Raw genomic sequence first — 22,207 nt, 5'->3', positions numbered from 1 at the left:
CGTGAGCATCCAGCAGACGGAGTCCACCGTCGAAGGCTCCGAGGAGGCGCGCCTGGACCAGGTCCTGGCCGTCGTACGCAAGGTCATCGGCAAGCCCGGACTCACCGCCGACGACGAGGTCATGGACCACGGCGGCACCTCGCTGTCCATCGTCCTCATCCTGTCCGAACTGAAGAACACCCTCGGCATCGAGGTCGACCTGCGCGCCCTGGACGGTTCCGTCACGGCCCGCAGCCTCGTTCGCACCGCCCGCTGACCACTGAAGAAACGAGCTGAGACAGTCATGACGGACACCTCCCAGACCGGCTTCGCCCTCGACGAGGCCGACCGCGAGACCTTCCGCAAGCAGGGCTTCCTCATCTTCAAGGTGCTGGAGGAGGAGGAGATGGTGCGCGCCTGGCGGACCGAGCGCCTCGCCCTGATGGACCGCAGCAACGCCGTCTACACCGAGGAGTGGGCGGTCTCCGGCAACACCAACATCTCCAACTACGACCGGCACCTGGACAACGACTTCCTGGCCGATCTCATCACCGACCCGCGCATCACCGACCGGGTGTCCAGCGTGCTCGGCCCCGACGTGCTGTGCTGGCGCACCGAGTTCTTCCCCAAGTACCCCGGCGACGAGGGCACCGACTGGCACCAGGCCGACACCTTCGCCAATGCCTCGGGCAAGCCGCAGATCGTCTGGCCGCAGGACAGCAGCTTCGGCGGCACCCTGACGGTCTGGACCGCCTTCACCGAGGCCACCGTCGACAACGGCTGCCTGCAGTTCATCCCGGGCTCGTACACCTCGATGAACTACGACGAGACCAAGGTCATGGAGTACCGGCCGGAAAGCATCAACCGGAGCCGGAAGGAGGGCGGCGTGCGCCGCGGCTTCTTCGGCTACGACTACCGCGAGCTGCAGATCGACCCGGACTTCGTGCCGGACGAGTCCAAGTCGGTGCCGATCGTCCTGCGCCCCGGCGAGGCCGTCATGTTCTGGTCGACGCTGATGCACGCCTCCTACCCCCACTCGGGCCGGACCGAGGACATGCGGCTCGGCTTCGCCGGGCGCTACGTGCCGACCTCCGTGCACGTCTACCCGGACACCGACGTCGTCGAGGAGTACGGCGGCAAGGTCAGCCTGGACCGCTACGGCGCGGTGCTCGTCAGCGGGGAGAACCACTACGACCACAACCGCATCGCCACGCACACCACCACCGGCCACCCGTTCCGCGCGCGCTGACGATGGCGACCCGGACACCACCGACACCCCAGGCCGGCACCGCAGCCGCGGTCGCCCTGACCGACCTGGTCGCGGCCATCCGGCAGCTCGAAGGCATGGTCCGCCAGACCGGCCCCTTCGCGCTGCCGGCCGGCACCTGTGACCGGGCCCCCGAGCTCGTGGCGGCCGTCTGCCGTGAGCTCGGCGTCGCACTCGCCTTCGACGGCCCGGAGGACGACCACGCGCTGCTCGCGCTGGCCGCCGAGATCAGGCGGGCCCAGCAGGCACCCGCACTGGCCGGCCTGGCGCCCGACGACGCGGCACGGCTCGCCCGCGGGATCCACCACCGCGATGACGAGGGGCTGCGGGTGCACCGCGTCACCCGCCCGGACGGGGCCGAGCTGGAGGTCGTCGAGACCGGCCCGCCGGACGCCCCCGGCATCCTGATCTCACCGGCCTGCGGCATGAGCCACCGGCTCGCGCTGCCCTGGCTGCGGGCCCTGGGGGACGAGTACCGGTGCGTGGTACCGCAGACCCGAGGCACCAGCGAGCCGATGACCGATCCGGCCGACTTCGACCGGTACCTACCGGGCGTGCCGGAGCAGGCCGACGACCTGCTCGCCGTGGCCGAGGCACTGGACCTGGGCCCGTTCCACCTGATGGGCATGTGCGGGGGCGCCGTCCCCGCACTACTGGCTGCCAGTCAGCAACCTTCCAGAGTAGGGTCATTGAGCCTTTGGCATGCCGACCTGGAGCTGGGTCCGGAGGCCGCGAAGACCGACCACCAGGCCAGTCTGCGGGCGCTTCTGGACCTGGCCGGCGAATCCCGGGCCACCGCCGGCTGGCTGCGGGACAAGATCGCCAGCGGGCCGATGACCGGCGTGCCGCCCAGGATCGGCCCCCTGGTGGTCCGGCCCTACGCGACCGCCGAACTCCTCTACCGGTACGCCCGGTTGACCGGGGCGACCATGCACTGGGACTCCCGGCAGACCGCTGCCGCGATGACCCGGCCGTGCCTGATCATGACCAGCGCCGACGACGGTACCGCCCATCCGGACGGGTCCAGGCGGCTGGCCGAACTGCTCCCGGACGCCCGGCTGGTGGTCACGGAGCACGGCACCCACCTGGACGCCTTCCGGGCCAGCCCCGAACAGCAGGAGACACTGCTCTCCTTCCTGCGCGAGCGGGACTGACCGAGCGCACGGCACAGCACGGCGGAGCGGCCGGTGGAAGATGTCTTCCACCGGCCGCTCCGCCTTTCCGCACCGGGTCAGCCTCCCAGACCGGCTTGCGCCTCGGCCTCTCTGCGCAGGCCCGGGTGGTAGCGCAGCGAGCCGCCGGGACCGCCGTACGGGCGGGGGCGCACCGCGCTGGTGCGCCGCAGGACGGTGATGCTGTTCTGGCCGAGCTTGTGCGGCTCCAGCAGGTTGACCATCTCCAGCTCGCCCGGGCGGCTGCGCTGCACCTCGGCGAAGTAGTCGAGGATCGCCTCGCCCTCCGGGTAGGTCATCAGGTAGTGCATGACGACCAGTCCCCCGTCGGGGTTGATGTGCTCCCAGAAGTGCTCGAAGAAGTACAGGCACTCCCAGGCGTCGACCCAGGCCAGGTCGATCGGAAGGAGGTCAGCCGGGAGCAGTCCGGCGCACTCGTGCAGGTCGGCGTTGACCACCTGCACCCGTTCGTCCAGACCGAGCTCCTCCAGGAGGCCCAGCACCCGGCCGGCCGACGACGCCTCGATGGACAGGTTGTCGACGGCCACGAACCGGGGCCGGTAGGGCTCGGCGTAGAACGAGGGCGCGAGCAGCGGCGGCTCGGTGTACGCCCAAATGTCGTCGAGCTCCGCACCGGCGCCCAGATGCGCGCGGGTCTTGGCCGCCAGGGCCTCGGCCTCGGCGGCTGCCTCCCGCTCGTTCTCGGCCAGGGCTGCGGCCAGGAACGGAGTCGTGTAGCCCATGCCGATCTCCAGCACCCGCCGCGGGCGGTGCAGCCGGACCAGCTGCGCGAGCAGCGGGGCGACCACCTCAGTGCCCATGCCGGGCGCCCGCAGCTTCTCCACCGCGGCCCGGAACTCCGGGTCCGACACCTCCAGCGCTGCCATTCAGCGTTCCTCCTTGTCTCGAACCGTGAAGCGCACGGGCAGACGCTCGTGCCCGTGCAGGAAGTTGGACCGCACCAGCTCCGGCACACCGGCGAGCTCGATCCCGCAGAACAGCTCCGTCAGGACCGTCAGGGTCGTGCGCATCTGGAGCCGGGCGAGCCCGGACCCCGGGCAGCTGTGCACGCCGGTGGCGAAGCCGAGGTGCGGATTGGGGTGACGACGGATGTCGAAGACGTGTGCCATCGGGAAGACCTGCTCGTCCCGATTGGCCGACACCTGCCACAGCACCAGCGGTTCGCCGGCCCGGACGGTCTGGCCGCCGAGCTCCACGTCGCGGGTGGCGACCCGGGTGAGGTGCCGCACGGGATTGGCCCAGCGCACCGACTCCTCGACCGCCGAGGCCACCAACTCCGGCCGGCGGCACACCGCCCGGAAGCTCTCCGGGAACTGGACGAAGGCCAGCAGCATGTTGCCGAGCGAGTTGCGGGTGGTCTGGGTCCCGGCGATGGCCATGTTGAGGGCGTTGAGGATCACCTCGCCCTTGGTCAGGCCGTCGCGGCTCGCCGTCCCCTCCGCCAGCTGCTGGACCAGGCCGCGCCGGCCCGCCTGCCGCCGGCCGGAGCGGACCAGCTTCGAGAAGTAGCTCAGCAGCTCCTCGTTGGCCCGGGTCGCCCGTCCGTCGAGGTCGGCCGGCCGCCCGTCCTCGACGACCGTGCCGGAGAGGAAGACCTGGGCGGTGCGCTCCGCGATCCAGTCGAGGTCCTCGGGCGGCAGGCCCAGCAGCAGACCGGCCACCTGGGTGGGGATCCGGGTGGACACCTCGGCGACGAAGTCCACCGGCCGGTCGCGGTCGCGGACCGCCCCCAGCAACCGCCGGACCAGCGCCTCGACGTCCGGCGCCATCGCGGCGACCGCGCCGTCGGTGAAGAACCCCCCGATGGCCCGGCGCAGCCGCCGGTGCTCCGGCGGATCGGTGACCTCGACCATCATTCCGGCGGCCGGATCGGGCGCCGTCCCCACCGAGTCGATGGTCATGCCGTGGGTGGCGGTGAAGGTCTCGGTGTCCCGGTGCACCCGCAGCACGTCCGCGTACCGAGTGACGGACCAGAACCCCGGGCGGCTCTTCGCTCCGTGCCAGCTGACCGGGTGCTCGCGCCGCAGGTCCGCGAAAACGCCCTGGAGGTCCAGGGTGTGGTGCAGATCGGGTAGGGCGAGGTCCAGCCAGGGGAGCGGATCGGTCCGCCCGGCGGACGGTGCGGCTTCCACTGGGCTTGTCGTCATGACGGCCACCTTCCTGCAGGCCCCGGCGACTGCCGTGGCCGAGGACGGTCCTGATCTGCAAGGTAGCGGCCGGCACCGGGCGGCCGGGTGTCCCAGGAAACGGGGAGCGCGGGCCCGCGACCAGCACCGCCGGGCTCCGTCCTCGATTCATGTGACGCCCCTGCCGATGCCCCACTAGGTACCTTCGGCCGCAGGTCAGCAGCTACGTCGGGGGCGTGACGCTCTTCCGGGACCGGCTGGGCGGGCACCCCCGGCGACGTTCCGGTCAAGGAGTCGACGCAATGAATCCGTTCGGTACCCCCGAACCCGCTTCCGCCCACGACGGTCCCCCCGCCACCGTCCCGGGCCTCATCCGGACCCGTGCTCGGCGGTCGCCGGACGCCCTGGCGGTCGAGGCGTCGGGCGAGTCCCTGACGTACCGCCAGCTGACGGCGCAGGCCGAGGGCCTGGCCCGGCACCTCCTCGGGCTCGGGGTGGGCCCGGGCGACCTCGTCGCGGTGGCGCTGCCCCGCGGGGTCGACCTGGTGCCGGCCCTGCTCGGGATCCAGTGGGCCGGTGCCGCGTACGTGCCGCTCGATCCGGAGCACCCGGCGGAGCGGCTGAACCACATCCTGCGGGACTCGGCGGCACGGGTGCTGGTGACGGCCGACGCGGCCGGCGTCCCCGGCCTGCGGGCCGGACTGCGGGTGCACCTCGACGACGTGCCACCGCACGACGGCCCGGCCGAGCTGCCCGAGCCCGATCCGGAGTCCGCGGCCTACGTCATCTACACCTCCGGGTCCACCGGCCGCCCCAAGGGCGTCTCGGTGCCTCACCGGGCGCTCGCCAACTTCACCGCCTCGATGCGCGAGCGCCTCGCGCTGCCCGAGGACGTGGTGCTCCCGGCGGTGACCACGGTCTCCTTCGACATCGCGGCCCTCGAACTGTTCCTGCCGCTCGTCATCGGCGGCACGGTGGTCCTGGCCCGGCCGGAGGAGACCACCGATCCGCACCGGCTGGCGGCACTGCTCGCCCGCACCGGCGCGCGGGTGATGCAGGCGACGCCGGTCGCCTGGCGGTTGCTGCTGGAGACCGGCTGGACCCCGCCGCCCGGTTTCACCGTGCTGTGCGGCGGCGAGCGGCTGTCGGCCGAACTCGCCGACCGGCTCCTGGGCGAGCAGGTGGTGCTCTGGGACCTGTACGGCCCGACCGAGACCACCGTCTGGTCCTCCCTCACCCGCCACGAGCACGGCGTCGACACCGAGTTCCACCCGGTCCGCGCGACCGCGCTGCACGTGCTCGACGACCGGCTGACCCCCGTTCCCGCGGGGGGAACGGGCGAGCTGTACATCGGCGGCGCGGGGCTGGCCACCGGCTACGTCGGCCGGCCCGGCCTGACCGCACAGCGCTTCACCGCCGATCCCACCCCCGGTGCCTCCGGCGCCCGGCTGTACCGCACCGGCGACCTGGCCAGGCTGCACCCGGACGGCCGGATCGAAATCCTGGGCCGCGCGGACGACCAGATCAAGCTGCGCGGCTTCCGGATCGAACCGGGCGAGATCGAGCACGTGCTGGCCGCCCACCCCGGCGTCGCCGAGACGGCCGTCCGGGTGACCGGAGCGGCCGAGGGCTCCCCGCGCCTGGTCGCCTACCTGCGAGCGGCCGATCCGGCCTGCCCGCCGGACCAGCACCGGCTGCGGCTGCTCGCGGCCCGCTCGCTCCCCGGTTACATGGTCCCGGCCCAGTTCGTGGTCCTCGACGACTTCCCGCGCACCCACAACGGCAAGCTGAACCGGGCCGCGTTGCCCGCCCCGCCCTCGCTGCCGCGCCCGCAGGCGCCCGTGGCCACCGGGGCGGACACCGGACCGGACGGCGCGCCCCGGTCCGCCGGCGGGACCGAGGAGCGGGTGGCCGAAGTGCTGGCCGAGGTGCTGGAACGCCCGGAGATCGGCCCGGACGACGACTTCTTCGCCCTCGGCGGAGACTCGCTGCGCGCCGTCCAGGCGATTCTGCGCCTGAACGCGGAGCTCAACCGCGAAGTCCCGATCAACGCGCTGTTCGAGGCCCGCACCGCCTACCGCCTGGCCCTGCTCCTGACCGGGGAGGACTCCGGCGAGCCGGACCTGACCGCCCTCCCGGCTGACCGGGCGCCCCGGCTGTCCTGGGCGCAGTGGCGATCCTGGCTGCACCAGCAGCGGCTGCCCGACGACGCCTCCGGCAACCGGCCGCTGGCGGTCCGGCTGCCCGGGGTGCTGGACGTACCGGCTCTGGAGGCGGCGGTGACCGGGCTGCTGACCCGGCACGAGGTGCTGCGCACCCGGTACGAGTACGACAGTTCCGGCCAGCCCGTCCCGGTGGCCGATCCGCCGGTGCCGGTCCGGCTCACCGTCGAGGACGGCGACCCACAGGCGGTGCTCGCCACCGAACTGGCCCGGCCCTTCGACCTGTCCGCGGAGCCGCCGGTCCGGCTGCGGCTGCTGCGGGAGGCCACCGGGCAGTCGGCGGTGCTCCTCCTGGTGCTGCACCGGATCGCGGTCGACGACCGCTCCTGCGAGCTGATCGCCAAGCAGATCCGGGCGGCCTACCGGTCCCGTGAGGTGTCCGCGCCCGAGCTTCGCTACGTCGACTACGCACACTGGCAGCGGGAGCTGGTGAGCGGCCCGGCCGGTCACCGCCAGCTCGACTTCTGGCGCTCGACGCTGACCGGGCTGAAGGTCGCCGGGCTGCGCACCGACCGGCCGCGTCCACTCGGCCGCGACGGGGCGGGCGGGACGGTCCGGTTCGAGGTGCCCGCCGATACGGCCGAGGCGCTGCGGCTGGTGGCCCTGGAGTACGACGCTCCCGCGTCGGCTGGCCTGCTGGCGGCGTTCTTCTCGGTGCTGGGCCGGTACACCGACGGCACCGACCTGACCGTCGGGGTGCCCCTGTCCACCCGGAAGCGACCCGAACTCGCCGACCTGGTAGGCGTGTTCGAGGAGACCGCGGTGATCCGGGCAAGCCTGGACGGCGCGCCATCCTTCCGCGAACTGCTGGTCCGGGTCCGCGATGCGGCACTCGCCGTGAACCGGCACACCCTGCTGCCGCTGGAGGAGATCGTCGCCGGGGTGCTCGACGTGGTGGACACCCCGCCGACCCCGGGCCGCAGCCCGCTGTTCGACGCGGTTCTCAGCACGCACGGGGTTCCGGCCGAGCAGCCCGGCTTCCCGCTGCCGGACCCGGCCGGCAGTGGGCACGACCTCTGGCTGCAGCTCACCGACCGCACGGACGGCGGCATCGACGGCCGGCTCCGGTACGCCACCCAGCTCTTCGACGAGGCGACCGCCACCCGGATCGCCGGGGACTTCGCCGGTCTGCTGGCGGAGCTCGCCGAGCCGACGGGCTTCCCTGCGGGCGTCACGGTGGGGGCCGACGCCTGACCGGGCACTGCGGACAGCGGAACGGCGGGCCGGGGCTTTGAGCCCCGGCCCGCCGTTCCGCTGTCGGTTCCTCTGTCCGTCTTCTGTCGGTTCCACCGTCCGCGGACGGTGCGGAACGGCCTCGTCAGTCGCCGAGCGTCCGGTACAGGTGGGTCCGGCCCGGGAGCTCCCCGGCCAGCCGGACCGCGATGGCCTGCTGCGCGCGGTAGTCGTCCCGCCGCGGGTCCAGCACGATGCCGATCATGGTGCCGCTGTGGCAGGCCACCAGGCCCACGCCCGACACCTCCCGGCAGATCTCCCGCAGGTCCGCGAAGTTGCGGTTCGGCATCCGGGACTGGTTGAGGGCCGCGCTCTCGGTGGCGACGGCGCCGACGGCGGCCAGGTCACCGTCGGCCACGGCCCGGGTCAGGTCGTCCAGCAGCCGCGCGTAGTGCCGTCGTTCGTCCGGATCGAAGCCGGGCGCACTGTGGTTGAACGCCAGGGTGTCCACGAGTCCGCCCTGGTCCACCGCGACTATCTGCAGTGCCGGAAGCCGTCCCAGGGTGCGCAGCAGCGCGCCCCGGCGATGGTCGAAGGCCACCACGCCCGGGTACATCACGCCGTCGGTCGGCTCGATCGCGGTGAGCAGCTCGCCCAGCCGCGGTCCCGGCACCTGGCCGCCGGTGACCGCCAGCACGGCGCGCGCCGTGGCCACCAGGTCCGCGGAGGAACTCGCCAGCCCCTTGCCCTCCGGGATGCTGCTGGTCAGCACCAGCTCCCCGTCGCACGGATGGCCCAGCTCGGCGAGCAGGGCCGCGGCCAGCGCCCGGGCCTTGGACTTGCCGGCCGGCTCGACCCGCAGCCCGCTACCGGGCGGCCTCAGCACGAACCGCGCGGTCGACCAGCGGGCCACCGGCAGGGTGACCAGGAAACGGCCCTCCCCCGCAGCCTCCCCGGGGCCCGGCAGGGCGCCCTGGAGCAGCTCGCCGAAGGTCCCGTTGGCCGTGCCCACCCCCGCCCGGCCGGAGCCGGGCGGGGCGGGAACAGGCGCGGTGACGGGGACTGCCGGGGCCGTCACGACCGCTCCTTCGCCGTCAGCAGGCCGATCACCGTCTCGGGGGAGGTCCGGACGAGGTCGCCCGCCGTCTGCGCGAGCGGGTGCCGGGTGATCCCGGGCGCCCCCTCCGGCAGCCGGGGCGCGGCGCCGCCCAGGATGATCTCGGTGACCGGGCAGTCCAGGCCCGGGCCCTGCGCGCCGAACCCGGCGAGCAGGCGCAGCGCCTCGGCCCAGTCGTGCCGGTAGGCCCTCGCCACGAACGCGAGCCGGCCCGGCGTCGCGCCGTCCACCTCGACGTACGCCTGGCGGCGGCTCAGCAGATCGGCGATCGCGTCGTCGGTGAGCGCCTCGTCGTTCACCTCGGCGAGGTGCTCGGGCATGGTGTCGTCCCAGGCGGCCAGCACCCCGGCCACCTTTGCGCCCGCGGTCTGCAGGGCGCGGGCGGTCGCCAGCGCCGCGGCCGCTCCGGCGCCCTGCCCCCAGAGGTGGAGGCCGTCCCGTCCGGCCAGCTCGGCGGCGAGCCGTCCGGCCAGCCCGGCCAGCCCCGCGGGCCGCTCGTCGGGACGGGCGAGGTCGTGGCCGGGCAGCTCCACGGCGAGGACCTGCAGGCGGTCGCCGGCGAGGTCGGCGAGCCGCTGGAAGTTGATGGCGTTGCCACCGGCGTCGGGCAGGCAGAGCAGCACGGGCCGGTCCGGTCCGGCCGGGCTCAGCTCGTGCACGAGCCGGCTGTCCCCGGCGCCCATCGCCTCGTCGATCAGCCGGGCCTGCTCGTGCAGCACCGAGTGGCCGAGCATGTCGGCGAGCGAGACCCGGTGCTCCAGCCGCATCAACAGGTGGATGGCCGACAGCGAGGTACCGCCGAGGTCGAAGAAGTCGTCGTGCCGGCCGACCCGGCCCTCGACCGTCCCCAGCACCTCGGACCAGAGCACGGCCAGGCGGCGCTCGGTGTCGCTCGCCGGGGGCTCGAAGGCGCTCAGTCCCGCCGACATCTCCGCCGCGAGCTCCTTGAGCCGCCGTTTGTCGGTCTTGCCGTTCTCGTTCAGCGGCATCTCGGGGAGCCGGAAGTGGTACGCCGGGACCATGTAGGAGGGCAGCCGGGCGGACAGCAGGTCGTGCAGGTCGACCGAGGACAGCTCCAGGTCGGAGACGTAGAAGCCGACCAGCCGGGCCGCGTTGCCCTCGCCCACCGTGACGACCGCCGCGCCGGACACGCCGGGCACCTCGGCCAGCGCGGTCTGGATCTCGCCGATCTCCACCCGCAGGCCGCGCAGCTTGATCTGCTCGTCTCGGCGGCCGAGGAACTCCAGTCGGCCCTCCGGCAGCCAGCGCCCGATGTCGCCGGAGCGGTACAGCCGCTCCCCCGGGGTGTACGGGTCCTGGTGGAAGGCGGCCGCGGTCCGCTCCGGGTCGTTGATGTAGCCGCCCCCGACGCAGACGCCGGCGAAGACGATCTCGCCGCGGGCCCCTTCCGGCATCAGCCTCAACTGCTCGTCGACCACGTAGACGCGCATGTTCCGCAGCGGGCGGCCGACGTCCACGACGGCCAGCCGGCGCTCGGGCGGGCCGTCCAGCACGGTGTGCATGGTGTCGTCGGAGACCTCGGTGGCCCCGTACGCGTTGACCAGCCGGACTCCGGGCACGGCGGCGAACCAGCGGCGGACCAGGTCCGCCTTGAGCGCTTCCCCGGTCACCGACACCGAGGCGAGCCTGGGCAGTCGGACCACCCCGGCCTCCAGGTGCGCGAGCAGCACCTCCAGGTAGGACGGGACGATCTGGATGGTCGTCACCCCCCGGCGGGCCAGCAGCGCGGCGAACGCGGCGATGTCGAGCTGCTCGTCGAGGTCGGCGATCACGGTCGAGCCGCCGACCAGCAGGGGCGCGCAGATCTGCCACAGCGAGATGTCGAAGCACTGCGACGCGGTCTGGGTGACGACGTCCTCGGGGCCGAGCCCGTGGTCGTCCACCTTGGCCCACAGGTGGTTGATCATCCCGTCGTGGGCGCATACTGCGCCCTTGGGGCGGCCGGTGGAGCCGGAGGTGAAGTAGACGTAGGCGGGCTGGTCCAGGGCCGGCGGGGCGGGCAGCTCCCCGGCGGGGGCCGGGGCTGCCAGGAGGGCGTCGATCCGAAGCGCCCTGCCCTGCCACCGCTGGTCCCTGGACACCTCGGTCATCAGCTCTGCGCCCGCTGCGTCGGTCAGCGCGAGCGAGCACTCCGCGCGCAGCAGCTGGTCGAGCACCCGGGCGGCGGGGAAGTCCGGACGGACCGGCAGGTAGACGCCGCCGGCCTTGAGCACGCCGATCAGCGCGGCCACCCAGTCGGTGTGCCGGTCGCAGACCACCGCGACCGCCTGTCCGGCTCCGACGCCCAGCGCCCGCAGGTGCCGGGCGATCCCGTCCGAGGCCCGGTCCAGCTCGCCGTAGCCGACCGCGGTGTCGCGGTGATGGACGGCCGGCCGGTCCGGGTGGGCCGCGGCGCGGGCCCGGAACGCCTGGACGAAGCCGTCCGGGCCGTTGTTCACCCGGGGCCCGCACAGCGCGGTCAGCTGCCGGTGGAGCTCCTGCCCGTCCAGCATCCCGGCCAGGTCCACGGGCCTGCCGGGCCCGGCCACCGCCTGGGCGAGGGCGTGGCCCAGGTACCCGAGGAGGCGCTCGGCGGCCCGGTGCGACACCTGCGCCGTGTCGTAGTCGGCGCTGAGCCGCCCGGCGTGCCGGTCCACCGCGATCGTCAGGGTGTGGTCGCCGGGGGCGACGCTGCCGTGCAGGTCGAGCACGCTGTGCGGACGGCCCTCAAGCGGCTGGCGCCGGAGCGCGGCGGCGAGTTCGGACCACGTGGCGGGGTCGGCCGTGGCGGTCAGCGCGGTGAGGGCGCCGTCCGGACCGGTGACGGCGGTGGTGACCTCCGTCTCGCCCGTGCAACGGGCGAGCACCGCGGCCCAGCACGCCTGCACCAGCTCGTCGTCGGTGCCGCGCAGCGCCGGGGGCAACTCCGTCTCCTGGCGGCCTCGGCCGGGGCGGGCATCCGGCAGGGTCCACGGCGGCAGCGCGGTGGTCGGCGCGGGGGTGCGGGTGGAATCAGTGAGGTTCATGACTGCCTCCGGGCGAGGATCGCGCGAGTGTTGCCGTCCTGGTCGGCGACCGGTCGGATCTCGCTGTAGGTGCCGAGTGCGGTGAGGCGCTTCTCCACGACGCGGCCCATGCCCGCGCCGACCTCGAAGCAGAGCCAGCCGCCGGGGACGAGGTGCCGGGGGGCCTCGGCGATCAGGCGGTAGACCACGGTCAGGCCGATGTCACCGCCGTCGAAGGCCGCCGCGGGCTCGAACCCACCCACTTCGACGGGCATCGCCTGCGCCGTTGCGGTCGGCATGTAGGGCGGGTTGCACACGATCAGGTCGAAGGCCGAGGGCCGGTCCGGCAGTTCCTCCAGAGCGTCGAACAGGTCACCGGCGGCGGTCGTCACGCGGTCGGCCACTCCGTGGAACCCGGCGTTCCGGGCGGCCACGGCGACGGCCTCGGCTTCCAGGTCCGAGGCCCAGACCCGGGCCCGGGGCTCCAGCACGGCCAGCGAGACCGCGAGGTTGCCGGCGCCCGTGCAGAGGTCGAGCACCCGTACCCCGGCACCGGCCCGGTCGGCGACCGTCCCGGCCAGCTCGACCACCGCGCCGGCCAGCAGTTCGGTGCCCCGGCGCGGGATGAGCGCACCGGGTGCGTTGAGGAGTTCCAGGCCCATGAAGGCGCTGCGACCGGTGAGGTAGGCCAGCGGCTCGCCGGCCACACGGCGGGCGACCAGCGCGTCGAGGGCGTCCTCCTGTTCCGGGCTGAGGCCGGGCAGCGAGGTGTCCGGGTCCGAGGTGACGGCCCTGGGGTCGCCGGCGGCGGCGAACCAGAGTGCGCGGGCGGTGCTCTGCGGGTCCTCGTCCGGCTTGTCCGGGGTGAACACGGCCTGCTCCCGCAGCCGTCGCACGGTCTGCTCGTACAGGTCCGGCCCGGCCTCGGACGGCTGGTCGCCGTCCTCGTCCACCATGTCGAGTTCGTCCAGCAGCGCGGTGAGTTCGTCCACGTCGGACAGCTCCGCCTGCGTGCGGACGATCAACTGAGCGAGTTCGTCCACGGTCGGGGCCTCGAAGACGTCCCGCAGCGCGAGTTCGACCCCGTACAGCGAGCGGATACGGGTGGCGAGCTGGGTCGCGAGCAGGGAGAAGCCGCCCAGCTCGAAGAAGCTGTCGTAGACCCCGACCCGGTCGAGGCCCAGCAGCTCCTCGACCAGCTCGGTGAGCTGACGCTCCATGGGTGTGCGCGGCGCCACGAACTCCTCGTCCGCGTCGTGGTCCTGCCCGGCGACGGCCAGCGCCTCCAGGTCGTACTCGCCCCAGGGGGTGCGCGGCAGGGCGGGGAGCACGACGATGTGTTTCGGGAGCAGGTAGCCGGGCAGCCGGGTCCGGAGGAAGTTGTGCAGCCCGGCGACGTCGGTGTCCGGGCCCGGTCCGGAGAGGTAGGCGGTGAGTTGGGCAGCGCCGTCCGGCTGCTCCGTCACCGTCACCACCACGTCGCGGACCCCGGGGACGTCCCACAGGGTGGCCGCGGTCTCCTGCGGGTCGAACTCCACCCGGTCGTCGGTGCGGCACACGAACTCCAGGGAGCCGTCCGGCCAGCGGCGCCCGAGGTCCCCGGTGCGCTCGCCCGCGAAGCAGAGCTCGCCGAGCTCGCCGACCGCCGCTGGGCGGTCGCCGGGGCGCAGCACCTCGGCCCGGTGGCCGGCCGGTTCCCGGCCGAGCGGCACGCGCAGCGGCGCGGTTCGCAGGCTCCAGTCGCCGGGTGTCTCGTGGACCGCTCGGGGTAGGCCGTCGAGTCCGGTGCGGTAGAGCGAGACCAGCCGGCCTGTCGGGGCCAGCCGCCGCAGGGTGGCCACGTCCTGGGAGAGCAGGTCACCCGCGTTCTCGACGAACACCAGGCCCAGGTCCGGCAGTCGGGGCTCGCCGGGCGCGGCAGCCAGGGCCCTCAAGACCGACGGGGTGGCGTACAGGACGGTGATCGCGCGGTCCCGTAGCCATTCCGTGACGGCGGTGGCGTCCGCGGTGAAGGAGCAGTTCGGCACGTGGAACGCCGCTCCGACGTGGAAGGCCGTGCCCAGGGCCGCCGCCAGGTGGCCGGGCACGCTCGACAGCACGGCGACCCGGTCGGAGGCGGTGACACCGAACGGCCCGGCCGCCTGGTGGTGCGCCGCCGGTGCGCCGGAGACCGGCCCGGCCGGGCGCTGCAGCAGCTCGAAGAGGTCGATGGTTCCCGCGCCGCCCGCGACGTCGATCACCACGGCCCCGGATGGGGCGGCCGACGGGTCGTCCACCACCTCGCACCGCATGCCGGCCTGCTCGCAGCCGAGCAGTGCCGCCACGAAGCCCGCGGTCGGGCGCCGGACCACGACGACCGGGTCACCGGCGGCGAGTCCGTGCCGGGCCAGCAGTGCGGCGGTCTCCGCGGCTGCCCGGGAAAGCCGCTGGTAGCTCCACTCGCCGTCGGCGTCCGACACCGCGGTGCCGCCGTGGTGCGCGGCGTGGCGGTCCACCGCCTCGTGCAGCGCCGGGGTGGCCCGGTGCGGCAGAGCGTCGGGCTCGGCCGGAGACTGGAACGGGTAGTCGAGGATGCCCTGGCCGGGGTCCGCGACGGCGCCGCCGAGCAGTCGGTGCAGGTGCGCGACGAGGACCTGGACCATCTCGGCGTCGCAGCGGTCCGAGGCGAAGTCCAGCTGCAGCCGGAGCCGGCCGTCGGACTCCTGCGCGGTGACGCTGAGGTCGAACCGGCTGAACAGGGCCGGCGTCTCCATCGGCTCCACCGTGAGCCCCATGGCCTGTTCGGCCTCGGGGCTGCCGACCACGTTGAGCACCACCTCGAACAACGGGGTGCGGCGCGGGTCGCGCGCCACCTGGAGGTCCTCGACCAGGGCGTCCAGCGGTGCGTCGGCGTGGTCGTAGCCGGCCAGCGCGACGCGGCGGACCCGGCCGAGCAGTTCGCTGAAGGTGGGGTTGCCGGACAGGTCGATCCGGAACGGCAGCACGTTGACGAAGAAGCCGATCATGTGGTCCGTGCCGCTGGTGGTGCGGCCCGCCAGCGGCACCCCGATCACCACGTCCTGCTGCCCGGTCCAGCGGCTGAACACCGTGGCCAGCCCGGCCAGTAGGGCCATGAACGGGGTCACTCCCTGGGCCCGGCACAGCTCGTACAGGGCCGCCGTCTCCGCCGCGGTGAGCACCGACTCCATCCGTTCGGCCTCGGCGTGCTGGGTGGTGGTGCGGCGCTGCGCGGTGGGCAGCGCGAGCACCGGCGGCGCACCGGCCAGATGGTCGCGCCAGTACCGGACCTGCTGCTCCAGGGCCTCGCCCACCAGCCGCTCGCGCTGCCACACCGCGTAGTCGCCGTACTGGACGGCGAGGGGCGGCAGATCGGCGGCGACCGGGTCACCGCCCGCCTGGTAGAGAGCCGACAGCTCACGCACGAACAGCGCCAGCGACCAGGTGTCGGAGACGATGTGGTGCACGGTCACCCCGAGCAGGTGCTCGGTGGCGCTCATCCGGACGAGCAGGCACCGCAGCAGCGGGCCCTGCGCCAGGTCGAACGGGGTGGTCGACTCCTCGTCCAGCAGCGCCAGAGCCAGGGCGGTGCGGTCGCCCTCGACGGCGGAGAGGTCCTCGACCCGGACCGTCCAGTCGTCGTCGGCCGGTGCCACCAGCTGGACCGGCCTGCCCTCAACCGTGGGGAACCGAGCGCGCAGCGCCTCGTGGCGGGCCAGGATGGCGCGCACGCTCTTCTGCAGCACCGACACGTCCAGCGGGCCGACCAGCCGGCGGCGCATGTGGACGTTGTAGACCACGCCGGGCAGCAGCTGGTGCTCCATCCAGAGCCGTTGCTGGTCGTAGGAGAGCAGGGGTTCGGCGTCCGCCGGACGCGGCGTGATGGTCCGGGGCGAGGCCGCCGCCTTGGCGGCGGCGTCCTTCGCGGCGACCTTGGCGGCCAGACTGGTGACCGTACGGGACTCGAAGAAGTCCATCACCGGTATCTCGACGCCCAGGCGCTTGCGGATCACCGCCACCACAGTGGGTGCGAGCGAGTGGTCGCCCAGGGTGAGGAAGTCGTCGGTGAGGCCGATGTCGGTACGGCCGAGGACATCCTGCCAGATGCCGAGAACAGCATCCCGATAGCGGGCGCCCTGCCCTCCCGCGGCTTCCGCGGAAACGTCGGAGAAATCCTGTCCTGCGAACTCGTCGTTGTCCGCGGAATCCCGCGTCGAAGGAAATGACATGGTCGAAAGACTAGGACCAGGACCGTCCGGTCGAATGTCACCTAAAGCAGGGGCCCGGGGGATCTCCGGGGAATCCCGGAAGGCCCGTACCCGAGCCTCCGGAAGGGGAAATGACTGGGCCGGGAAGGGCGGGCGGAAAAGGCCGGACGGGGCCTCGGCGGCCCCGCCCTTCAGCGGCGGACCAGATAGTACTCCTCGTCGCGGGCGACCCGCTCCAACACCTCCGGCCGCCCGGAGGCGGCGGCGATGTCCTTCATCCAGTCGAACACTTCGTCGGCCTGTATCCCGACCTCGAAGTGCCGCTTCGTCAGGATCGCCATCACGTCCCGGTAGTTGTCGAGGTCGACCACCTGCGCGAGGCCGAGCAGCGCGTCGCGCTCCGCCGGGCGCAGCGCCCGGCGGCCGGCGATGTTCTCCACCGGAACGCCCAACTGCCGCGCAGGCGGGGCGAGCAGCGTCTCCTCGATGCTGTCGGCGACGAAGTCGCAGGTCAGATGGATGCGGTCGACGTCCCAGAAGGACGCCGCGGTGTGCGTGCGGGTGGCGTCCAGGAACCACATCTCACCGGCCCTCATGTGGAAGACGGTGTCCCCCTGGGAGCTGAAGCACCGCTCGGAGGTGCGCAGCGGCACGTGGATGCGGATCATGTCCTGGTCGAGTTCCAGGTAGTCGCGGTGCGGCACCATGACGCAGCCGGGCGGCAGCACCAGCAACCGGGCGAACTTCAGGTGCTCGGTCCGGAACAGCCCGGTGATCAGCTCGTTGACGTAGGGCAGCAGCCGGCCGTGCTCGGTGGGCCGGGCTCCTCCCCGGTAGTCGCCGAGCAGGGCCTCGTCCAGCGCCCCGGTGGCGTTCCAGAGCATGGTGTTGCGCAGCGGGGCGAAGGCGAAGTCGCTGTAGGAGGAGGCGTACGGCAGCTGGTCCATCACCGCCAGGTCGGCGGCCAGCCGCTCGGCGTCGAGCCATACCGTGCCGAGGCGGCGGGTCCGCTCGTGGCCGGCCGGCTTGCCGGCCGTGCTGTCGGTCATCAGGTCTCCCTCGTGAGGCAGGTCGGGTGACTATGCGGGGGTCGGCAGGCAGTCGGCGAAGGAAGCCAGGGCACGGGACCAGTTCCCGGCGTACTCCTCGGTCAGCCGCATGAAGTCCTCGGCCTCGGCGGCCGAGCGGACCAGGCTGGACGTGCCGGTCTGGTCGGCGCTCACCTGGGCCGCGTGCACGGTCTCGGCCCGGATGTGGGAGTCGACCCAGTCCAGAGCGCCGTCCTTGCGGAAGATCGCGACGCCGTCGGCCTCGACCTTGCCGTACATCCGGCGGAAGGCCACCGCGATGTCCAGCGCGATGGTCTCGACCACCCGCAACTGCACGGCGGCACCGAGCGGTTCCGCGGCCAGACGGTCCATGTTGGCCAGTAGCTCGGTGACCGCTGCGGGCAGCTCGGCGGCGCGGGCGCGGACCTCGGCCGGGACCAGCGCGGCCACCGGCGCGAGCACGGTGTCGTCCCACCAGACGTAGTGCACCCCGGCCGGGCCCTCGGGTGCGACGGCGCTGAACTCCGGTGCCGCGTTGGCGAGATCGTCGCCGATCACCTGGTAGACGGTCTGGAACGCGCCGAGGACGGTGGGCGAGGGGTCGGGTTCCCGGTTGAGCCGGGTCGCGAGCACACCGAGCCCGCCGAGCGTGGTGAACATGAAGCTCTTGGTCATCACGCGCCAGCGGTGCGCCACCGCGAGGGCGCCCTCGTGGGACACCTCGGTGGCCCGCCGGGCCGCGTCGAAGAACGGGTTGTCGGCCCGCCGGAGCCGGGCCGCGTCGATCGCGGCCTCCACCCGCGCGTCCAGCTCGGCCTGCTCAGCTGCGGACTGCCCGGCGGAGGGCGGGGCGGGGGTGGTCATGGTGCCTCCTGGTGTGTGGGTCGAATTCACCTGCTCAACTACACACTCGATACGCCACGGAACGGAAGTCCGACCGTTCTCCTCCAGCGCCCCCGGTTTCAGTGACGCGACGCCTCCCGGCCTCCCTCGTACGTTCGATAGGAACGGCACTCGAATGATTTCCGCAGGGAGCGTGGGTGGGTACCAAGAATATCGACGACGTCTACGAGCTTTCCCCGTTGCAGCAGGGAATGCTGCTCCACAGCCTGCACGACGGCGCCGCCGACATGTACCTCAGTCAGCACACTTACACCGTCGACGGCCCCTTCGACCTCGACGTTCTGCTGCTCGCCTGGCAGCGCATGGTCGCCGCGCACCCCTCGCTTCGCACCTCCTTCCACTGGGACGGCGGCATCGAGAAGCCACTGCAGGTCGTGCACAGCACGGTGGAGCTGCCGGTGCACCGGCACGACTGGGCGGACCAGGACGAGGAGCAGCAGGAGAAGGAGCTGGAGCGGCTCCGGACCGAGGACCGCGCGGTGGGCTTCACCCCGGCCGTCGCCCCGCTCCAGCGGCTGCACATGATCCGGCGCGGCCCGCAGCGACACACCCTGATCTGGACCTACCACCACCTGCTGCTGGACGGCTGGTCGGTGCCGGTCTTCATGAACGAGATGATGGCGCACTACCGGGCGCTGGCCATGGGGACGCCGGCCCCGCCGCCGGCCCCGCCCTACCGGAGCTACATCGCCTGGCTCCAGCGCCAGGACCTTCAGGAGGCCCGCGACTTCTGGGTGCGGACGCTGGCGGAGGTACGCCCCAGCCCACTGCTCGAACTGGCGCCGGCCGATCCCGAGCGCGGCACCGGCGAGATCGAACGGCGCACCGTGCCGCTCGATCCGGAGATCTCCCGGAAGCTGCAGGCCACCGCGTCGCGCCATCGGGTGACGCTCAGCACGGTGGTGCAGGCGTGCTGGTCGGTGGTGCTGCGGCGGCTCACCGGGCTGAGCGACATCACCTTCGGCTGCGTCAGCTCCGGGCGGCCGCCGGAGCTGCCCCAGGTGGACCGGATCGTGGGCTCGTTCGCCAACACCCTGCCGCTGCCGGTCAGCGTGCCCGAGGACGGCCCGCTCGGCGCGTGGCTGCAGGAGCTGCAGGGCCTGTACGCGCAGATGCGCCGGTACGAGTACACGCCGCTGGGCGACATCCGGAAGTGGAGCGGCACCACCGGACGGGTGCTCTTCGACAGCCTGCTGGTGATGGAGAACTACTCGCTGTCGGTCAACTCCGAGTCGGGCCAGGAGCTCTCGTTCCGCACCCACGAGCTCTTCGACAAGATCGACATTCCGCTGACGCTGACCCTCGCCCCCGATCCGGTCAACAAGCTGGAGCTGCTGACCCACCGCGAGCGGTTCGCCCCGGACTTCGTCGACGACGTTCTGGCCTCCCTCTTCCGCGTGTTCGAGGCCGTGGTCACGGCCGAGGACGTGGCCCCGGTCGTGCTGGCCGCCGGCCCCCGCCTCGCCGGCGCGCCCAGCGGGCCGGACGCGCCGGAGTCCGCCCCGACGGCGCCGCAGCAGGAGCCCACCGCGCCCACCGGCGCGCTGGAGGAGTCGATCGCGGCGGTGTTCGAGGACGTCCTCGGCATCGCCGCCGTCGACGCCCTGGCGAGCTTCTTCGACCTCGGCGGCAACTCCTTCGACGCGGTCAGGGCGGTCAACCGCATTCCCGGCTCCGGCCTGGGCATGCTGGCCGTCCACCCGAGTGTCCGCGCGCTGGCCGGCGCGCTGGAGTCGGGCGACCGCCCGGCCGGGCTCATCCGGCGGCTCACCCCCGGCGGCACCGCCTCGCACACCCTGGTCTGCGTGCCGTACGGCGGCGGCAGCGCGCTCAGCTACCAGCCGCTGGCCCGCGCGCTGCCGCCCGACATCGAGCTGCTCGCCGTGCAGGTCCCGGGCCACGAGCCGGGCGGGGACGAGGAGTTGAAGCCGCTCCAGGAGGTCGCCCGGCAGTGCGCCGACGCCGTGCTGGCCACGGTCGAGGGCCCGGTCTCGGTGTACGGCCACTCGGCCGGCTCGCCGCTGGCCGTCGAGCTGGTCCGGCTGCTGGAGGCCGCCGGGCGGACGGTGACCCGACTGTTCATCGGCGCGTCCTACCCGTTCTACGACGGCGGGCGGATCGGCCGGATCCTGCTGCGCCGGCTGGAGAGCACGGACGCCGTCGCGCAGGAGCTCCGCGAGCTGCGGGAGGCCGCCGGTTTCGACGGCGAACTGGCCGAGGAGGAACTGGCCTTCGTCACCCGGGCGGCGCACCACGACATCACGGTCGGCCGCGAGTACTTCTCCCGGGAGTGGCCGAAGAACGGGGCGACCGCACCGCTCGCCGCACCGATCACGTTCATCGCCGGAACCGAGGACCCGGGCACCCCGCAGTACCAGCAGCGGTACACGGAGTGGGCCCGGTTCGGCCCCGCCGTCGAGCTGGCCACCGTGCCGTCCGCCGGGCACTACTTCCACCAGCAGCAGCCGGACGAGCTCGTGCGGATCGTCCGCGCGGCGCTCGACCGGCCCGGCGGAAGGTGAGCCAGGCGCCGTGACACCATCAGCCTCCGGGTTCCGCGCCTATGTTCTGCTGTGGGTCGGCCAGTTCGCCGCCCTGGCCACCTCGTCCGTCAGCGGTTTCGCCCTCGGCGTCCACTGCTACCTGCAGACCGGTTCGGTCACCTCGTTGGCCGTCCTGTACGCGCTGCCCTTCCTCCCCTTCCTGCTGGTCGCCCCGCTGGCCGGTCCTCTGGTGGACCGGTGGGGCGCCAAGCGGGCGATGCTGGTGAGCAACACCGGCTCGATGCTGGTCGCGCTGCTCATGACGGTGCTGCTGTGGACGGGCGCCTTCGCCGTCTGGCAGGTGTACTTCATCGTCCTGGTCACCGCGACGCTCCGGGCCCTGGACCTGCCGGCCTTCGAGGCGGCCCTGCCGTTGCTGGTCCCGCAGGACCGGATCGGCCGGGCCACCGGGATGCGCATGCTCGCCACCGGGGTGAGCGCCGTGGTCGGGCCGGTGCTCGCCGGAGCCCTGCTGGCGGTCGTCGACGTCGAGGGCATCGTGGCGCTGAACTGCCTTTCCTTCCTGCTCGCGATCGGCACCTTGTCGCTGGTGCGGATCCCGCGGCTGCCGGTCCCGGACGCTGCCGGCGGCGGAGCGCGGCCGTCCGTGCTCGCGGACGCCCGGGCCGGGTGGCACTACCTGGTGGCCCGGCCGGGGCTGATGTCGCTGGCGGCCCTGCTCGGCGTGATGAGCTTCGTCGTCGGCTTCGGCGAACTGGTCCTGCCGCCACTGGTGCTCGCCTTCGACGAGGCGTCCGGCCTCGGCCTCGTGATGTCCGTCGGGGCCCTCGGCATGGTCGTGGTCAGCGGGGTGTTCAGCATCTGGAACTGGCCGCCGCCACGGCACCGGATCACCGGCCTGGTGACCGCGTTGTTCGTGTTCTCGGCCTCCGTGGTGCTGGCGTCGCTGCGGCCCTCCGTGGTGCTGCTCTCGGTGGCCGTCTTCCTGTTCATGGGCTGCGCCACCTTCATCGTGGGAACCGTCCAGACCGTGTGGCAGGTCAAGGTGAGCCCACGGATGCTGGGGCGGACCACGGCGCTGCGCAACGCCGTCTCGATGACCCCCCAACTGGTCGGCAACCTGCTGGCGGGCGCGCTCTGCGACTGGGTCGCCGTCCCGCTGGTCGGCCGTGACCGGGTGCGCTCCGACACGGTGGCCCTGCTGGTGGGCAACGGCCCGGGCCGCGGCTACGCGCTGACCCTGGCCGTGCTCGGCCTGGTCACGGCGCTCGTCGTGGCGCTGGCCGCCCGGTCGCCCCGGCTGTGGCGGCTGGACCAGGAACTTCCGGACGTCACCGTCCCGGAGCGGGACCTCACCGAGGCCGCGGCTACGCGCTGACGGTGGCGTGGGGAAAGAAAAGGGGGGGGAAGGGGGGGGGGGGGTGCGCTCCCCTCTGGTTCCTCCCCCCCCCCCCCCTCTCCGCG

13 protein-coding genes are annotated in these 22,207 nt (G+C 73.1%); 6 read left to right on the top strand and 7 right to left on the bottom strand.

Translation table 11 applies throughout. The annotated features are described in order from the left end of the window. The first annotated feature begins 1 nt into the window (after position 1). Genes ACZ7BZ_RS34495 through ACZ7BZ_RS34485 form a run of 3 tightly spaced genes read left to right on the top strand, consistent with a single transcriptional unit; the run spans position 2 to position 2,400 of the window. A complete protein-coding gene (locus ACZ7BZ_RS34495; protein WP_470361793.1) occupies positions 2-256 on the top strand; it encodes an acyl carrier protein in 255 nt (84 codons plus the stop codon). 27 nt (positions 257-283) lie between these two features. Beyond that, positions 284-1,228 carry a chlorinating enzyme gene (locus ACZ7BZ_RS34490; protein ID WP_470361792.1) on the top strand — a complete coding sequence of 315 codons (945 nt, stop codon included), beginning with the start codon at positions 284-286 and terminating at the stop codon, positions 1,226-1,228. A 2-nt stretch (positions 1,229-1,230) separates the two neighbouring features. Next, positions 1,231-2,400, top strand: a complete 1,170-nt coding sequence (locus ACZ7BZ_RS34485) for an alpha/beta fold hydrolase (protein ID WP_470361791.1) — start codon at positions 1,231-1,233, stop codon at positions 2,398-2,400. 77 nt (positions 2,401-2,477) lie between these two features. On the opposite strand, the gene ACZ7BZ_RS34480 is transcribed toward ACZ7BZ_RS34485, so the two are convergent. Further along, positions 2,478-3,305, bottom strand: a complete 828-nt coding sequence (locus ACZ7BZ_RS34480) for a class I SAM-dependent methyltransferase (protein WP_470361790.1) — start codon at positions 3,303-3,305, stop codon at positions 2,478-2,480. Next, positions 3,306-4,586, bottom strand: a complete 1,281-nt coding sequence (locus ACZ7BZ_RS34475) for a cytochrome P450 (RefSeq protein WP_470361789.1) — start codon at positions 4,584-4,586, stop codon at positions 3,306-3,308. A 281-nt stretch (positions 4,587-4,867) separates the two neighbouring features. Between ACZ7BZ_RS34475 and ACZ7BZ_RS34470 the strand changes: the two genes are divergently transcribed. Next, positions 4,868-7,981, top strand: coding sequence for an amino acid adenylation domain-containing protein (locus ACZ7BZ_RS34470; RefSeq protein ID WP_470361788.1), 3,114 nt, complete (start codon positions 4,868-4,870; stop codon positions 7,979-7,981). 124 nt (positions 7,982-8,105) lie between these two features. Here the strand turns inward: ACZ7BZ_RS34470 and ACZ7BZ_RS34465 are convergent, their stop codons facing one another. The 5 genes from ACZ7BZ_RS34465 to ACZ7BZ_RS34445 form a co-directional block, all read right to left on the bottom strand. Further along, positions 8,106-9,038, bottom strand: a complete 933-nt coding sequence (locus tag ACZ7BZ_RS34465; protein ID WP_470361787.1) for a GHMP family kinase ATP-binding protein — start codon at positions 9,036-9,038, stop codon at positions 8,106-8,108. Next, entirely contained in the window at positions 9,035-12,103 is a 3,069-nt protein-coding gene (locus ACZ7BZ_RS34460) for a non-ribosomal peptide synthetase (RefSeq protein WP_470361786.1), read from the bottom strand. The genes ACZ7BZ_RS34465 and ACZ7BZ_RS34460 overlap by 4 nt, the downstream gene beginning before the upstream one ends. Then, positions 12,100-16,308, bottom strand: coding sequence for a HemK family protein methyltransferase (locus ACZ7BZ_RS34455; protein ID WP_470361785.1), 4,209 nt, complete (start codon positions 16,306-16,308; stop codon positions 12,100-12,102). Before ACZ7BZ_RS34455 ends, ACZ7BZ_RS34460 begins: the two co-directional genes overlap by 4 nt. Positions 16,309-16,478: 170 nt before the next feature. Continuing rightward, positions 16,479-17,336 (bottom strand): aspartyl/asparaginyl beta-hydroxylase domain-containing protein, encoded by an 858-nt coding sequence (locus ACZ7BZ_RS34450; RefSeq protein ID WP_470361784.1) that lies wholly within the window; start codon positions 17,334-17,336, stop codon positions 16,479-16,481. Between the two features lie 30 nt (positions 17,337-17,366). Continuing rightward, positions 17,367-18,200, bottom strand: coding sequence for a DUF6202 family protein (locus ACZ7BZ_RS34445; RefSeq protein WP_470361783.1), 834 nt, complete (start codon positions 18,198-18,200; stop codon positions 17,367-17,369). A 176-nt stretch (positions 18,201-18,376) separates the two neighbouring features. Between ACZ7BZ_RS34445 and ACZ7BZ_RS34440 the strand changes: the two genes are divergently transcribed. Together ACZ7BZ_RS34440 and ACZ7BZ_RS34435 are read left to right on the top strand one after the other, a co-directional pair. Continuing rightward, positions 18,377-20,761, top strand: coding sequence for an alpha/beta fold hydrolase (locus ACZ7BZ_RS34440; protein ID WP_470361782.1), 2,385 nt, complete (start codon positions 18,377-18,379; stop codon positions 20,759-20,761). A 10-nt stretch (positions 20,762-20,771) separates the two neighbouring features. Continuing rightward, positions 20,772-22,121: an MFS transporter gene (locus tag ACZ7BZ_RS34435; protein ID WP_470361781.1), complete on the top strand. Its 1,350-nt coding sequence runs from the start codon at positions 20,772-20,774 to the stop codon at positions 22,119-22,121. Positions 22,122-22,207: the final 86 nt, after the last annotated feature.

The sequence above is a fragment of the Kitasatospora sp. NPDC036934 genome (assembly GCF_055608425.1).
This window is presented reverse-complemented; position numbering and strand designations above follow the sequence as displayed.